This window comes from Flavobacterium johnsoniae (genome assembly GCF_001879205.1).
Lineage (GTDB): Bacteria > Bacteroidota > Bacteroidia > Flavobacteriales > Flavobacteriaceae > Flavobacterium > Flavobacterium johnsoniae_A.
Map to the genome: position 1 here is coordinate 156,598 of NZ_MLFK01000009.1, position 16,704 is coordinate 173,301.

Annotated in this window: 11 protein-coding genes; 6 read left to right on the forward strand and 5 right to left on the reverse strand. The window is 37.9% G+C overall.

Going from position 1 to position 16,704, the window contains the following annotated elements:
- The first annotated feature begins 100 nt into the window (after positions 1-100).
- Genes BKM63_RS16560 through BKM63_RS16570 form a run of 3 tightly spaced genes read left to right on the forward strand, consistent with a single transcriptional unit; the run spans position 101 to position 2,924 of the window.
- A complete protein-coding gene (locus BKM63_RS16560) occupies positions 101-901 on the forward strand; it encodes an SDR family oxidoreductase (protein ID WP_071638138.1) in 801 nt (266 codons plus the stop codon).
- Positions 902-922: 21 nt separating this feature from the next.
- On the forward strand, positions 923-1,873 hold the full coding sequence (locus BKM63_RS16565; RefSeq protein WP_207539273.1) for an alpha/beta fold hydrolase: 951 nt from the start codon (positions 923-925) through the stop codon (positions 1,871-1,873).
- Positions 1,874-1,898: 25 nt separating this feature from the next.
- A complete protein-coding gene (locus BKM63_RS16570) occupies positions 1,899-2,924 on the forward strand; it encodes an NAD(P)/FAD-dependent oxidoreductase (RefSeq protein ID WP_083572262.1) in 1,026 nt (341 codons plus the stop codon).
- 237 nt (positions 2,925-3,161) lie between these two features.
- On the opposite strand, the gene BKM63_RS16575 is transcribed toward BKM63_RS16570, so the two are convergent.
- The 3 genes from BKM63_RS16575 to BKM63_RS16585 form a co-directional block, all read right to left on the reverse strand.
- Complete coding sequence (locus tag BKM63_RS16575; RefSeq protein WP_071637696.1) at positions 3,162-3,893, reverse strand: SDR family oxidoreductase; 732 nt, start codon at positions 3,891-3,893, stop codon at positions 3,162-3,164.
- A gap of 115 nt (positions 3,894-4,008) precedes the next feature.
- Entirely contained in the window at positions 4,009-4,899 is an 891-nt protein-coding gene (locus tag BKM63_RS16580; RefSeq protein WP_071637697.1) for a helix-turn-helix domain-containing protein, read from the reverse strand.
- 120 nt (positions 4,900-5,019) lie between these two features.
- A complete protein-coding gene (locus tag BKM63_RS16585; RefSeq protein WP_123907085.1) occupies positions 5,020-5,571 on the reverse strand; it encodes a TetR/AcrR family transcriptional regulator in 552 nt (183 codons plus the stop codon).
- A 214-nt stretch (positions 5,572-5,785) separates the two neighbouring features.
- Here BKM63_RS16585 and BKM63_RS16590 point away from each other — a divergent pair, with 214 nt between their 5' ends.
- Together BKM63_RS16590 and BKM63_RS16595 are read left to right on the forward strand one after the other, a co-directional pair.
- Positions 5,786-6,844, forward strand: coding sequence for an NAD-dependent epimerase/dehydratase family protein (locus BKM63_RS16590; protein ID WP_071638141.1), 1,059 nt, complete (start codon positions 5,786-5,788; stop codon positions 6,842-6,844).
- Positions 6,845-6,863: 19 nt separating this feature from the next.
- A complete protein-coding gene (locus BKM63_RS16595; protein ID WP_083572263.1) occupies positions 6,864-7,289 on the forward strand; it encodes a DUF2141 domain-containing protein in 426 nt (141 codons plus the stop codon).
- Between the two features lie 191 nt (positions 7,290-7,480).
- Here the strand turns inward: BKM63_RS16595 and BKM63_RS16600 are convergent, their stop codons facing one another.
- Positions 7,481-9,166, reverse strand: coding sequence for a sodium/sugar symporter (locus BKM63_RS16600; protein ID WP_071637699.1), 1,686 nt, complete (start codon positions 9,164-9,166; stop codon positions 7,481-7,483).
- Positions 9,167-9,209: 43 nt separating this feature from the next.
- On the reverse strand, positions 9,210-11,825 hold the full coding sequence (locus BKM63_RS16605) for a beta-glucosidase (RefSeq protein ID WP_071637700.1): 2,616 nt from the start codon (positions 11,823-11,825) through the stop codon (positions 9,210-9,212).
- A gap of 293 nt (positions 11,826-12,118) precedes the next feature.
- Between BKM63_RS16605 and BKM63_RS16610 the strand changes: the two genes are divergently transcribed.
- The gene (locus BKM63_RS16610; RefSeq protein WP_083572264.1) at positions 12,119-16,456 is read left to right on the forward strand and encodes a hybrid sensor histidine kinase/response regulator transcription factor; all 4,338 of its coding nucleotides are present in this window, start codon (positions 12,119-12,121) and stop codon (positions 16,454-16,456) included.
- The last annotated feature ends 248 nt before the right edge of the window (positions 16,457-16,704 follow it).

The following is a 16,704-nucleotide window of genomic DNA, read 5'->3' on the forward strand; positions in this document are numbered from 1 at the left end:
AATGAACCAGACAGAAATACTAAATAAAAAGAGCTGCATAGTAAAAACATTTTTAAAAAGTATAAAACTATGTTTCTGTTGGGTTAAAAAAGAAAATAAGATGAAAACAATTTTAATTACAGGAGCATCATCAGGTTTTGGATTGATGTTAGCAAACAAGCTGCATACAGAAGGACACAATGTAATTGGTACTAGCAGAAATGCAGAAAAACTGCAAGCCACAGTTCCTTTCAAGGTATTGTCTTTAGATGTTACAGATGAAAAATCGATAGAAGAATTTACAAAGCAATTATTTGAAACCGTAAAACAATTAGATGTTCTGGTGAATAATGCGGGTTATATGCTCATTGGATTAGCAGAGGAAACTTCAGCAGAGGCAGGGAAACTTCAATTTGAAACTAATTTTTGGGGAACAGTAAATGTAACAAAAGCAATTTTGCCTTATTTCAGGAAACAAAAGTCTGGTCAAATTGTTACAGTGAGTTCAATGATGGGGCTTTTATCTTTACCTATGCACCCCATATATGCTGCATCCAAACATGCCTTAGAAGGATTCTTTAAGTCATTGCGTTTTGAGGTAAGCCAATTTAATATCAAGGTTAGCATGGTAGAGCCTATGTGGGCAAAAACAAATATTGGCATAAATATGATTGCTATTGATGGAAATATAACAGAATACAGCAACTATAAAGAGCAAGTGAATAAGTATATCAAAAATGGTTTGGCAAATGGAGATGAGCCTTCTCTAATAGTGAACAAAATTATTAAAGTGATAAATGCTAAAAATCCAAAATTCCGAAACATTATAGGAAAAATGGCAGGAATGGTACTATTTCTTAATAATTACGCCTATACACAGTTTGAAGGAGCAATATATAAAAGTGTAAAAACAGCAAAATAAATCATCTTAAATATCAATACAATGGAGAAAATTCGCAGCGAATCAGAACAAGGTGAGTTCATATCAAAAAGCAAAGACATCGTCTCTCATTCAACGACTCCTGGAGAAGAGATGACACACATGGAGTTCGAACACGTCACCTTCGACCTGCCACATGGAACCTTTCACGCACTGCAGGGTGGTGATCCAAATGGTCAACCAACTGTCTTCTTGCACGGCTTCCCAGACCATCCACCGACCGCGAGGCTCTTCCTGGCCGAGCTCGGCCGTCGCGGACGTTACGTCGTCGCACCTTGGCTTCGCGGTTACTCTCCGTCCCCAACCGCTGGGCCGTTCGACTTTGTATCCCTCACCAGCGACGTGCTCGCACTAATCGACCGCTGGTCTCCGGGACGGCCTGTGGAGTTGATTGGCCACGACTGGGGCGCTCTGATCACATACGATGCCTGCGTTACAGCACCGGAGAAGATTGTACGTGCGGTCGCGCTAGGAATCCCTCACCCACTCACGTTCATGAGCCGGCTAACGCACCTGGCTCAGCTACGCCGGAGTTGGTACATGGGGCTTTTTCAACTGCCAGGAAGCGGCTGGGTAGCCACCGCCCGCGATCTATCCCTCATCGACCACCTCTGGCGTCAGTGGTCGCCCGGCTTCTCGCTCGATCCTGCTCTCAAGGCGGAGCTGCATGAGCACCTGCGGGCGAGCATGCCTGCACCTCTAAAGTACTACCGGGCGATGTTGCGACCTGGCATGATTGGGGCGACGCGACGCATGTCTAAGCCGATCAAGGTGCCCCTGTTGCAGCTTTACGGTGCCAACGACGACTGCATCCTCCCCGCGCAGGTTGACGACCGACATCGGTTCGCCGCCCAGCATGCAATGGAGGTCGTCCCAGACATCGGCCACTTCCTTCACATCGAGGCACCCGAGGCAATCGCGGAACGGATCGCGTTATGGAGCCTTGCACTTTAAGAAACGACACAGATCTATAAAACAAATGGCTGAAGCGAAAAAAATATCAAGACGAGAACTGATAAAACAAGGCGGACTGGCTTTATCAGTTTTAGCTTTACCTTTACCATTAACATCATTTTTAAATTTTAATGAAATGAAAGATAACAAAAATTTTGACGTAATTATAGTTGGAGGAAGTTATGCAGGACTTTCGGCAGCAATGGCCTTGGGACGGGCATTAAGAAATGTCTTGATTATTGACAGCGGTCTGCCTTGCAACAGACAGACTCCCCATTCACATAACTTCTTGACGCAAGATGGAATAGCGCCAGCCGTTATCGCGGATAAAGCAAAGAAAGAAGTTTTGAAATACGACACAGTAAAATTTGTAACGGACCTTGCTGTTAGTGGAAGAAAAACCGATAAAGGATTTGAGATTTCAACACAATCAGGAAAAGTATTTGCAGCAAAAAAACTCATTTTTGCAGCAGGTTTAAAAGACAGCATGCTAAAAATTGAGGGATTTTCTGAATGTTGGGGAATCAGTGTACTTCATTGCCCGTATTGCCACGGCTATGAAGTAAAGAATCAAAAAACAGGGATTTTGGCAAATGGATATGGTGCATTTCATTTGTCCCGGCTTATTCGCAACTGGACAAAGGATCTGACCCTGTTTACCAATGGAAAATCGGAATTGACACAAGAGCAGACCGATGAAATCAAAAGGCACAATATTTCAATAGTTGAAAAGGAAATCACCTCATTGAAACATAAAAACGGTGTTGTTGAAGAAATAATTTTTTCAGACCATTCAAGTTTTGAATTGAAAACGATTTATTCGAGACCTCCTTTTGAACAGCACTGTAAAATCCCCGAATTACTGGGTTGTGAACTGACGGAACAGGGACTTATCAAAGTAGATGGATTTCAGCAGACCACTGTGGAAAATATATTCGCTTCTGGAGACAGTACCAATCCTATTCGTGCAGTATCATACGCTGTATCGACAGGGAATAATACAGGGGTATTCTTAAATAATGCAATGACAGAAGAAGATTTTTCAAAATAATAATTGCCGCGTAAGCTGGGTTTGTCGTTATCGCTCTTACCCAGCGCGGCATCAGTAAAGTCCACCGATAATGGGCTTGGTTAACATAGGGTTCTGTAGGGACATTCAGAAATTTCTATAATAATGACTTTTATAGAAACTGTTTATTTACCGTTATATTTTCACCCTATTTAATATAGAATAAATATTTCGGTAAATAAACAGCCTAACATAAATCAGTTTACTATTTTTTCCAAATTACCACGGAAATACCTCACCAGATTGAGAAAAAGTTCCTGTTGGACCATTATCCTCCAGCAAAGCTAATGCAACGCCTGTTTTTGCACCTTCTTCTGGTGTAAGCGGCGCCTGATCTGATCCAATAGATGTTTTTACCCATCCCGGACTTGCTGCGTTTACTTTGATATTGGTTGCCTTAAGTGCATTTGCAAGGAAAACCGTAAATTGGTTCAATGCAGTTTTAGAAGCACTGTACGTATAAGGTTTTAATTGATACAGCCAATGATTTTCATCAAGATGAACTCCAAATGAACCAGATAAACTGCTGATATTTACAATACGGCCTGCATCACTTTTTTTAATTAGCGGCAACAATGCCTGGGTAAGTTCGACTGTTCCAAAGTAATTGATATCAAAGGTGTCACGAAGTGTTTTCATAGGTACCGATTCTACATTATTGCCGAACCACTCACCGTCAAGAAATACTGCGGCGTTATTGACCAAAATGTCCAATACACCATATTGGCTTTCAATGTAGCTTGTAACGGCCGCGATATCTTCTGAATTACTGATGTCCAGTTTTACGTAGGTAACCTCTAACGACAAATCACGTAAAGCCGTTTCTGCCTTTTTTCCTTCGGTTTCATTTCTGGCTCCTAATAAAACCTTAATGTTCTTTTGTGCAAGTTGTTTTGCTGTTTCAAAACCAATGCCTTTATTGGCACCGGTCACTAATGCTATCTTTGTCATTTTTATTATTTAAAATTATAAGACAAAGGTCGCGCTAATGGCATTTCGGAATATAACGTAATTAAAACCAATCCTTACCTAAATCAAACTTTTTAGTTTAAAAAGGGCATAAGGGTTACTCTCTTTTTAATTTTCTATAATCTGTGGGAGCAGCTTTAGTATGCTTTTTGAAGAATGTATTAAAGTGGGAAGGCTCTTCAAAGCCTAATGAATTGGCAATCTCTGCAATATTCCAATTGGTCAATTTCAGTAGAATCTTTGCTTCCTGCTCAATCCTTGCATTAATGATATCGCTGACGGTTCTTCCTTTTGAAAGCTTCACCTGACGGTTTAAATAATTGGGATGCAGCGATAAATGTTCTGCGAATTCACCGGCAGTTTTTAGTTTAATAACATCTTGCGGATTGTCGATAGGAAATTGTGATTCCAATAGTCTTATAAAGGAACAGGCTATCTCTTCAGTAGTATTGTTTTTCTTGATGTAGGATGCCGCAGGGTCAAGCTTTTGGGCATTAAAAATAAGTTCAAGAAGGTAGTTGCGTTGTAAACTTTCTTTATAATGACCGTTATCGCGCTTTTCATCGAAAATCTTAGCATAAATGGCTGTAAAATTTTCGGCTTGTTCATCGGTCAGCGAATAAATATTTTGTCTGCCTGGTTTGTATATTGGAAATTCCAGCAAACGGTAACCACTATTATTTTTAGTTATAAACTCTTCTTTGAAAATACAGCTGATACCTTTATAAATTCCAGTTACGGTATCAATACCGAAAGGAATTTTGGAAGTTGTAAATAGCAGCGTATTGCCCGTTAACTCAATTTTTTCATCTTCAAATTCAATATGATAATCTCCTTGTAACAAGGTGGCCGTGTAGAATGTCTTTCGGGAATAATTGAAGGAAAAAAAGTGATTATTATCCAAATTACTTAAATCGAGAATTTCAAAATTATCGACAAAACTCATCGCTTTTTCTGATGTACGATCCACAATGTTTTTAAGTTCCATAATTTAGTTTGTTTGTGCTAATTTAATAAAAATCTGTCTGCTGGAATCTTTGTGACAGCCATTTTTCTGATGTAAGCGCTGTTAATGATCAAATCCAGAAGTGGCGACTTATAAAAATGGCTATAATTTATTGAGCTTATTTACCAGATAACTTATCATTTGTGCAATACTTTCAGCAGGAATAGAGAAATCATTTTCGATCCAATTTTTGATGACAGCAATACTTCCTTTTTCGCCAAACTGGTAGGCCATTTCAACAAAAGGCTTCGCTTCGTCAGTAAGTTCTATTTGATTTTCAACTGGAAAATTATTCCGGACACTTGCCAGGATTCGGGACAGAATTCCGCTTCCATCCGCTTTGGTAAACACAATTTTACTCATCTGCTTGTCGCTTTCCAGTAACTGGCAGCTGAGCAGTATCACATCATCCATATTGGTGCTTTTACGCAAAACCACTGAGAGTTTTTCAAAAACATCATCTTCTATTTCAAGCAGTATATCCAGCGGAATAGTATAATGCCGATAAAATGTATTGCGGTTGACATCGGCTGTTTTACACAGTTCGGTTATGGTAATCTCGCTCAATTCCCTCTCGTTCAGTAAACTAAATAATGCCTCACGCAATATTTTTTTAGTATACTGAACCCTTCTGTCTTTTCTTAAATCCATCATAAATTATTTTACATACGCTACAAAAGCAGTAGTCTTTGTTCGCTAATGAACAGCAGCATCCGTTTTTGAAACAGTAAATACATTCTTCTTTAATAGTTTTACGTAGTGATCAAAAAAGAACACAACGTTAAATAGTGAACATATTGTATAACAAATATAGCTTTTTAATCAAAATTTAATCGGATTGAAAAAGACTAATGTTAAATTAAAAAAAATGGAAAATAAGATATCACGAAAAAAAATACTGATGACCGGTGCCTCTGGAACTGTAGGAATTGAAACCTTGCAGCATCTGGTTGGGCATACCGATTATGAAATAACTGTTTTTGATTTAAAAACCCAAAATTCGGTAAAAAAACTGGCTCCCTTTCGATCTCGTGTAGAGATTATTTATGGCGATATCAGCAATAGAGAAGAAGTACTGAAAGTTACCCAAAATAAAGATGCAGCGATCCATTTGGCAGCGGTTATTCCACCTCTTGCAGATATAAATCCGGAGATGGCTTACAGTGTCAATGTGAGAGGGACCGAAAATCTTATTTACGCTTTAGAGCAGAATTCACCAGATTGTTATTTGATTTTTAGTTCCAGTATTTCAGTTTATGGTGACAGGATGAAGAATCCCGAGATCAGTATCAATGATGTTTTGCAGCCTAGCCCTGGTGATCAGTATGGAGAAACAAAGGTGTTGTGTGAGTCGTTGATTGCAAAATCCAAATTATCATGGAGTATTTTTCGTCTCGCTGCAATTATGGGAAACCATAAGATATCCAAATTGATGTTTCACATGCCGCTGGATACGCCAATGGAAATCTGTACGCCAAAAGATACAGGCAGAGCTTTTGCTAAAGCAGTGGAAAATCAAAAAAAACTAGAGAAACAAATATTCAACCTGGGAGGGGGAGAGGACTGTGTTATTACTTATGGATCTTTTCTAGACAAAATGTTTGCTGAATTTGGCTTAGGCGAAGCTGCTTTTCCACAAAAGGCGTTTGCAGAGAAAAATTTTCACTGCGGGATTTTAAAAGATGGTGAAGATTTAGATACTATTCTAGGTTTTCGAGAGCAAAATTTGAACGATTATTTCGAGATGGTCCGCCAGAAAATTCATCCTCTCCAAAAAGGAATCACCTTCATTTTTAAAAGTATGATAAAAAAATGGCTGCTCTCACAATCAGAACCCTATCAGGCCTTTAAAAAAGGGAATGTAAAAAAAATGAATCACTTTTTTAACCCATTAGAGAAAGAGGAGATGGAAAAGGTTCTATTGTAAATCCTAAATTATATTACTTATGAAAATTAAAATGATAAGCTTGATAGTACTTGTAACAGTTAATTCAGCACTTTTTGCCCAACATAATTTCAGCGTTGAAGTAACGGGGGTGGAACCAGGCAAAGGATCTGTTTTTTTTGGATTGTACGATAAAGAGAAAGGCTTTCTTGATAATGAGTCACAGATTGCCACCGCAAAAGTAAAAGCGGCAGAAAATAAAGTGGTCTACACGTTCAAAAACCTGCCGGATGGCGATTATGCTATTGCGGTTTATCAAGACCTGAATAATAACGGAAAATGTGATAGAAATATGATTGGTTATCCGACAGAAGGATTTGGATTTTCTAAAAATTATAAACCCAAACTCTCAGCACCTGATTTTGATGAGGTGAAAATTGCAGTTAACCAGTATGCTAAAACCAGTATTGCATTGATTGTTAAATAGGAAAGGGTGAGCCCTGCCGCATAAATACAAGTTTTTAGTTATGTGGGTAGGTATAAAAAAAGGCGCCAATTGTATTCAATTGGCGCCTTTTGGCTTGTAAGCTAGTTTATAATTTACAAATCATTTTATGAATGATTTAAAGAAATTGACTTATTTTCAAGTGAATTTGCAGCAATTTTTTGAAAAAGATATCACCAGAATTTCACATATAATGCTACAATAATCAATAGTGTAATTACGATTAAAACGGTAGTTTGTGGTTTTACTTTAAACATTTCAGAGTCTATTTCAAACGCTTTTGGATTCACTTTTGGTCCGGCGAAACTAATTAGAATCATGGCCAGCATGGTAAAGAAAAATGATAATCCCATACAAATATGGAACGGAATTTCGAATGCGCCTTTTCCGTTAGGGTATGCTGTGTATAATAAAGTTTCGTTTCCAAATAACATTGGAGCATATTCGTTAAACAATACAGACAATACAAATCCAAGAATTACACCTACAATTGCTGCAGTTCCGGTTGTTCTTTTCCAAAACATTCCAAGGAAGAACATAGCAAAAACTCCAGGGCTGATGAATCCTGTATATTTTTGAATGTAAGTGAAACCACCAACACCGCCAATTCCTAAGATATCATTCCATGTAAATAATACCGCTAGAAGCATTGCTGCAAAAACCGCAAGACGGCCAATATTTACCTGTTGTTTTTCTCCCGCTTCTTTCTGGATGTATTTTTTATGAATATCTAAGGTGTAGATTGTAGAAATACTGTTTACTTTTCCGGCTAATGAAGCTACGATTGCAGCCGTTAAAGCCGCTACAGAAAGTCCTTTTAATCCTGTTGGAAGGAAAGTCAATACAGCAGAATAAGCGCCGTCTTTTCCGCCCACTAACTGCGGTAAATGACCGTCTTTGTATAAAACGTAAGCCGCAATTCCGGGAAGCATTACAATTAACGGCATTAATAACTTCAGCATACCTGCAAACAAAATTCCGGTACGAGCCGTTTGTAAATCGGCACCAAGAGCTCTTTGCGTAATGTATTGGTTACAGCCCCAATAGTTTAAGTTGATAATCCAGATACCGGCAAGATACGACATCAAACCAGGGAAAGTTAAATATTTGTCGATTTCCAATTGAGAAGAATTCGCAGTTGGTTTTGGAATAATCATTTTGAAATGTTCTGGAGCTTCTCTCATTAAAACTTTAAAACCTGCAATGGCATTTTCGCCTACGCCAAAATATTGTCCTACTGTTGTTAAGGCAATATAAGAAGTTACAAGCCCTCCAATAATTAATACGGCAACCTGAATAACGTCTGTATACGCCACAACCTTCATTCCTCCTAAAGAGATAAATAAAGCAAAAACTGCCAATCCAACCATGATTACATGGAGGTATTCACCTCCCGCAAGTCCGTTAATAGCAACGGCACCTAAATAAAGGATTGAAGTTAAGTTTACAAAAACATACAAGAACAACCAGAAAACCGCCATAATCAAAGCCGTCGATTCGTTGTAACGTGTTTTTAAAAACTGAGGCATCGTGTAGATCTTGTTTTTAAGATAAACAGGTATGAACCAAACTGCTACAATAATAAGAGCAACGGCAGCAAGCCACTCGTAAGCAGCAACAGCGATTCCTAAAAAGAAACCTTCACCGCTCATTCCGATGAATTGTTCTGCTGAAATATTGGAGGCGATTAAAGATGCTCCAATGGCCCACCAGGTTAAATTTCCTTCAGCAAGAAAATAAGCTTTAGCATCGTGTTCGTCCTGTTTACGTTTACGATAGACGGTGTAACCGTAGACAGAAACTACGATGAAATAAATAATAAAAACCGCATAATCTGCGACAGCAAGGTTTTGGTTCATTTTTATAAAAATTAGGTTAGTAAAGTTGTAGATTAGGAAAAAACTATTTGTCCATTAAAATTGTTTTTCCTGTAATGTTGATTCGGCCCGTTTGAATATCGGCTGAACCGTCTGGCTGTTTGCCGCCAATTGAAACGGTAAACCATCCCGGTTCTACAACAAGCTGGTTTTTGTCGTTGATCATCGATAACTGTCTTGGTGTAATGGTAAAACTAACCGTTTTTGTTTCGCCCTTTTTTAAACTGATACGTTCAAAACCTTCTAATTGCCAGATTGGTCGGGGAGTAGAGGCTTTTTCATCTTTCAAATACAATTCTGCTACTTCGTCGCCGTCGCGTCCGCCAATGTTTGTTACGTCTACCGTTATTTTAAAATCATTTTCGGCAGTAGTGTTGGGAGGAATCTGTAAGTTGCTGTATTTGAATTTGGTATAGCTCAAACCAAATCCGAATGGATAGAGCGGTTTTTTATCAAAATAACGATAAGTACGTCCTTTCATGGCGTAATTTTCAAACTGAGGAAGCTGTTTTACCGATTTGTAATACGTAACCGGAAGCCTTCCCGCCGGATTATAATCTCCAAATACCACATCGGCAATAGCATTTCCGCCCTGCTGGCCTGGATATCCGGCCGTTAAAATAGCCGGAATATTATCATTTGCCCAGTTTATAGAAAGTGCGCTTCCGTTTATTAAAACTAATACAACAGGTTTTCCAGTGGCTTTCATCGCTTTTATTAATTCTTCCTGATTAGCCGGAAGATCAAGACTGGTGCGGTCTCCGCCGTTAAAACCAGCTGCTTCAACTTTCATTTCTTCGCCTTCTAATCGTTCATTTAATCCTAATACTAAAATTACGGCATCTGCCTGTTTCGCGGTTTCAACTGCTTTTTCCAGCAGATTTTCTTCGGGTTCAGCCCACAAAAGCTGTGCAATCGCATCACCATAAAAGTTTTGGTATTTTACTTCTATTTTATATTTTTTTCCGGCTTCTAAGGTTAATTTTTGCGATCGAATACGGGGATGATGATTATTTTTTCCTCCTGATGTTTTTCCTGTTTCGATTTCAACCGTCATAAAAGGTTTTGCCCATTCAGAAATGCTGTAAACTCCCGTTTTTGGTGCTGTAATATAACCCGTCCATCTTACGCTGTAATTGCCTATTTTCATGCGCGGATCTGGCGTGTCGATATCCCAGTGAAAGTCGATATTCTGATCTGTACGCGTAAAAATAGGTTTTCCTTCCCATTTACTATTGTCAAAATATTCGCCCGTTAAACCCTGAATTCCCTCAGCATTCTGAAAATAAGCAGACGGAATAACTTTCATTGCCGGAATTCCTTTGGCAAGCTGTGTTCCCTGTGCATATAAAACTTTTGAATCTGGCTCCAGTTTGTTTTGAATTCCTTTCAGAACCGTCACCGGATTAGACGGAATTCCGTTATAATTTCCCCATAAAGATTGAATATCATCGGCATTTGGCCCAATAACAGCAACGGTTTTGATTTTTTTTGAAAGTGGTAATATTTGATTTTGATTCTTTAAAAGCACAATACTTTTTTGAGATGCAGTACGGGCCAATAAACTGTGGGCTTCATTATTATTTACAGAAAAAGGAATCTGGGCATAAGGCACAATTTCGTCAGGATCAAACATTCCTAGTTTAAAACGGGCGGTAAACAATCGTTTTATGGTAAGATCAATATCGGCTTCGGTAATTAGTTTGCGGTCCAGCGCTTCTTTTAACGATTTGTAATTGCTGCCGCATTCTAAATCCAGACCTTCTTTTACTGCCAAAGCTGATGCTGAAGCAGCATCGGGTGTTATTTTGTGGTATTTCCAAATGTCTGTAACAGCACCGCAATCTGATACGATGTAGCCGTTAAATCCCCAGTCATTTCGAAGAATATTAAACAAAAACGGACTCGCACTGCAGGATTCTCCTCGAAAGCGGTTGTAAGCGCCCATAACCGAATATACATTTCCTTCTTGTACCAAAGCACGAAAAGCAGGCAGATACGTTTCATAAAGATCAATGTCACTGGTTTCTGCATTAAACTGATGTCTGGAGGGTTCAGGGCCCGAGTGTACAGCAAAATGTTTGGCCGTAGCGATTACTTTCAGATATTTTGGATCTGTGCCCTGAAGACCTTTTACATATTTAAGTCCCAATTGACTGGTTAGATAAGGATCTTCGCCATAGGTTTCGTGTCCGCGGCCCCATCGAGGATCACGAAAAATATTGATGTTTGGAGACCAAAATGTTAATCCCTGATACATACCATGCTGCCCGCGTCTTAAATACTCGTGGTGTTTGGCGCGCGCTTCATCCGAAATAACATTGGCCACATCATAAATTAACTGACGGTCCCAAGATGAGGCAATTGAAATAGACTGCGGAAAAACAGTCGCATATCCTGCACGCGCAACGCCATGCAAGGATTCGTTCCACCAATTGTACTCGGGAATTCCGAGACGTTCGATCGCAGGAGAAGAATCCATCAGCTGACTGATTTTTTCATCAATAGTCATTCTCGATACAAGATCATCAACACGCTGTTCAATAGGCAGATTTGGATTTTTAAAAGCGGGGTTTTCCTGTGCAAAAGTGTTTATTGCTAATAAATTTAGCACAAACATAAATTTGTATACTTTTTTCATTTAATTATCTGGTAATTTTGGTTTAATAGTTAGTAGATTTTTCTGAAATGTTGAATTGGTGACAATTACAAATCAGCAATACAAAATTATAGGTTTCTCTATTTCACTTTAGGATTAATTGCTATTTAAAGGGTGTTGTAAAGCTTAAGGGTATTTTTTGTTCATTTTGCAAAAATTAATAAAGGATGACAAATCACTATTTAATATAGGCTGTTTTGCTAAATCTGGATACTGTTTTAGGTTAGGAAAGTAATTTTGATATTTTTGTCATTTCCGTTAAAAACAAATAAAGTATGTTGAAGCATAAGATAATCGTTGTTTTATTTATTTTGATGTGCACCATTTCTACAGGGCAGCCAAAAGGTATTCTTACGCATTTTTCTAATGATGGTAAGCTGAGCCAGTCGCGCGTTTTGGGCATTCAGCAAGATAAAAAAGGATTTATCTGGCTGGCATCTTTCAACGGATTAATTCGGTACGACGGAAATACTTTTAGTAAATTTAAAGTAAAACAAGATCTTTCGCTTAACATACAATCAAATCGTGTCTCTAAATTTAAGTTTGATAATCAGGGCCGAATCTGGATTCAGTCTGAAAAAAATGATATTTACTACTTTGATACCAATGAGCTGAATTTTCATAATCCGATAGAAGGAAAATCGCCCGCTGTAACTTTTGATCATTTTAAGATTATGCCTTCCGGAAGAACATGGCTTTTTCCCACAGATAAAAACTTTATGATTGTTTTTGAACCGAATAAGCAAACCAAACGCATTACTTTTGATTCGGCCAGACAATTCGGAAAAATTACAGATGTTTTTGAAGACAAATCAGGAACAACTTGGTTTTTAACCGATGCCGGAATCTGCAGGTTAAATAAGTCGAGCAAAGTACCTGAATATTTCTTTTCGAATATGACGGGACAGTACGGAAAATCTTCGTTTAATATCGCTGATGAAACAAAAGAAGATCTTTGGTTTGGAGGAGATCGCGGCAAGTTTACACGATATAACAAAAAATCAAGTACTTTTTTTGATTTGGATTTAGGAATCAAAGATGATATTCTACTTGTAAATACAGTGGCAGACAATACCGTTTTGATTGTAACGAAAGGCAGCGGTTTTTGCCTTTATGATATAAAAACCGGAAAATTTGAGCACTACAACAAAAAAACACTTCCGGGTTTAGTAAACGAAAGTATTAATTTTCTGGGCTTGACCAGTTCAAGACTATTTTGGTTTGACAGTCCGTCTGGCGTATTCCAGTTTGATCTGCTTACGCGAAAACTAAAACAGCTGCAGGTAGATGCAAGCGAGTCTGTTACAACCGCGGGTAAACAAAAGAGTTTTCTGCTTACAGCTCCAAACGGAACAGTCTGGATCCAGTCGACAAAAGGAGCATTTTGTTACTGGGATGAAAAACAGAACAAATTATCATCTGTAATGCGTTGTATCAAGGAATCAAAAGAAACGGTTTCGGATGTCATGCATACCGCCATGTTTGATAAATTAGGCAATCTTTGGTTTTGTTCTTTTAAACAGGGCTTAGATTTGATCACCTTTAACAACAGTAACTTCTTAACCCTGGACTTGCATACATCGGGCAGTAAAAAACACAATGTTCGAAGTTTGATGACAGATAACAAAGGCAATCTTTGGGCGGCCAGCCGTGATGAAAAAATCGAAATTTTTGATTCTCAAAAACGAAAAATCGGCTTTTTAGGATCAGACGGTATTTTATCTGAAAGCGGTTCGGACTGGGGAGCGGATATTTACAGCATGATGCAGGACTCTCAAAACAGAGTTTGGATTGGAACCAGAGGAAACGGTGTCTTTTGTTTAACACCAAAATCACAGTCCTACAATTTTAAAGTAGATCACTATCAATACGATAAGGATGATAAATACAGTATTAGCTCTAATGATGTTTACAAAATTTTTCAGGCTTCAAATGGTCAGATTTACTTTGGAACATGGGGAGGCGGAATTGATTTAATTCGGGAATCGGGCGATAAAATCAGTTTTATAAGTTATAGAAACGAACTGAAAAATTATCCAATCGGAAGCGCAGATAAAGTTCGCTCAATTGTAGAAACAAAAGATCATAGAATCTTTTTTATTTCGTCGTACAAATTGTTTTCTTTTTCTTCTACCAACAAACCGGCAGACAAAATACAGTTTAAAGAACATTTTCATGCATCCGGAAACGATATTTTAGATATTATAGTTACTGCAGATAACCGTCTGGCCTTGGCAACTAACGGAAAAGGACTGATTCTCGTTCATGTAGACAAGCAGGATCACGTAGATGTTAAAACTTTTTGGAGTGAAAATTTTGGGTTTCCATTAGAAGGAGTTGTGGGTATGCAGGAGGATAAATTTGGTAAAATCTGGCTTATGGGCGACAGCCAGATTGTAAGGTTTGATCCTAAAAATAACAGCTGCGAAACTTTTCCGGAACTGAAGTCGATTATTGGAACAGAAATCTTTTCGGAAGCTACAAGATGCAGACTCGCAAATGGAGAAATTGTTTTGGGATATTCAGACGGCGTATTGTATTTTAAACCGGAAGCCATTAAACCTTCAACGTTTAAACCTTATTTGGCGATTTCAGGATTTTTAGTAAACAATAAAGAATTATTTGAAATCAATCCGGAAACTCCCAAAAATACCGATTTACTCAAAGAAGTTACGCTGCAGCACGATCAGAATTTTTTCAGAGTCCAGTTTTCGGCTTTAGATTTTATTAAAAATGAAAATATTGTCTACCGTTACAAACTGGAAGGTATTGATAAAGAGTGGAATTATCTTAAAGGAGGCCAGTCAATTAATTATACCAATCTGGGCAGAGGAAGTTACACCTTGATCGTATCTTCTACAAACGGCCACAATTTATGGCTGGACAACGAGAGACAGATTAAAATTACAATTCGGCCTTCTGTCTGGGGAACTTATTTTGCTTATTTCTGCTACTTTTTAATGGGAGTTGGTTTGTTTTTGCTCATTCGAAGAGGAATTTTGACCATTTTGAAACTGCGAAATGATGTAAGGGTTCAAAAAGAAGTGAGTGAGTTGAAGTTAAATTTCTTTACAGATATATCGCATGAAATTCGTACGCCGCTTACGATGATTACGGCGCCCTTGGAAGTTATGCTTTCAGATCATGAAATAAACGATTCGGTAAAATCGCAGCTTCGTGTTATTGAAAAGTACAGTAATAAATTACTCAACCTGGTCAATCAGATTTTAGATTTGAGAAGAATGCAGGATAGAAAACTTGAGGTGCGCGAAATAGATTTAGGCGGATTTGCCACAGAGGTCTGCGAAAATTTTAAAGAAACCAGCTTGCAGCGCAATATACAATTGAAAGTTACGACCGCCGATACCAAACCGCATATTTGGGCTGATGTTGATAATCTGGATAAAATCCTGGTAAACCTGCTTTCTAACGCATTTAAATATTGCAAAAAAGGAAGTGTAATTGAGGTTCAGGTTGAAGAATCTGATAAAAATGTGTATTTAAAGGTAAGCGATAACGGACCAGGAATTAGCGCTGTGGTTCAGAAAAAATTGTTTGTACGCTTTTCAAATTACAACGAAAATCCTTTTAATCCCAGTACCGGAATTGGTCTTTCTATTGTAAAAGATTCGGTTGATAAACACGGTGCAGAAATTATTGTAGAAACTAAAGTGGGTAAAGGAAGCAGTTTTACAATCAGCTTTTTAAAAGGATACAGCCATTTTGCGGATGATACAGAAATAATATTCGATAAAGCAAAGGAGCATTTAATTGATAATCAAACTCATGAAGAATTAGTAGAAGATGAAATAATCGAAGAAACTGTTAGAGAAAAGCCTGTTGGATTAATAGTCGAAGATGATCCGGAATTAAGAGGTTTTATTGTTTCTATTTTAAAAGATGATTACAGCGTTTATACTGCCGAAAATGGAATTGAAGGTCATTTAAAAGCCGCAGAGCTGGCTCCTGATTTTATAATAAGTGATATTATGATGCCTGAACTTGACGGTATCGAAATGCTTAAAATTATTCGAAATAACTTTTCAATAAGCCATGTTCCCATTATTTTACTGAGTGCCAAAACCGCAATTGAAAGTAAGTTAGAAGGAATGGAATATGGAGCCGATGATTATATCACAAAACCTTTTAACGTTAGTTTTTTAAAGGCAAGAGTCAAAAATGTTTTAGAACAGCGTATTCGTTTACAGCGCTTGTATTCTACCGGAAGTGTCGCCGAAATTGCCGAAGAAAATCCGCTGCAGATTTCCCAAAAAGACAATAAATTCATGCTTCAGGTTATCGAACTGGTAAAAGAAAACATTTCTAAATCAGACTTTTCTGTTGATGAATTAGGAAAATTAATGTGCATGTCGCGCGCCAGTTTTTTTAATAAGCTTAAAAATATCACCGGAGTTTCGCCTGTCGTATTCATTCGGGATATGCGATTAAGCGAGGCTGCCGAACTTCTTAAAAACGAAGATTTATTAATCAAGGAAGTTTGTTTTGAAGTAGGCTTTAACGATCTCAAATATTTCGGAAAATGTTTCAGGGCCAAATACAATTATACTCCGGCAGAATATCGCAGGCAGTTTCGTTATGCAGCATCGAAATAACATTAGCATTAAAAAATGAAGAACCTCATTACAAAACTGTAATGAGGTTTTTTTATGAAATAATAGCTGCAGAACGTTAAGGTCTTATTTTCTTCTGTTTATGATTTGTTCTTTTATTTAGGATAATTTTTTTGCATCATATAAAAAAATATAAGAATAATTGGTAAATAGTCAATTTTAAAGGGATAAATAGCGATTTAACCCTTTTCGAAAAGCAATATTTACCCCATTTTGAGGATAGCTATACA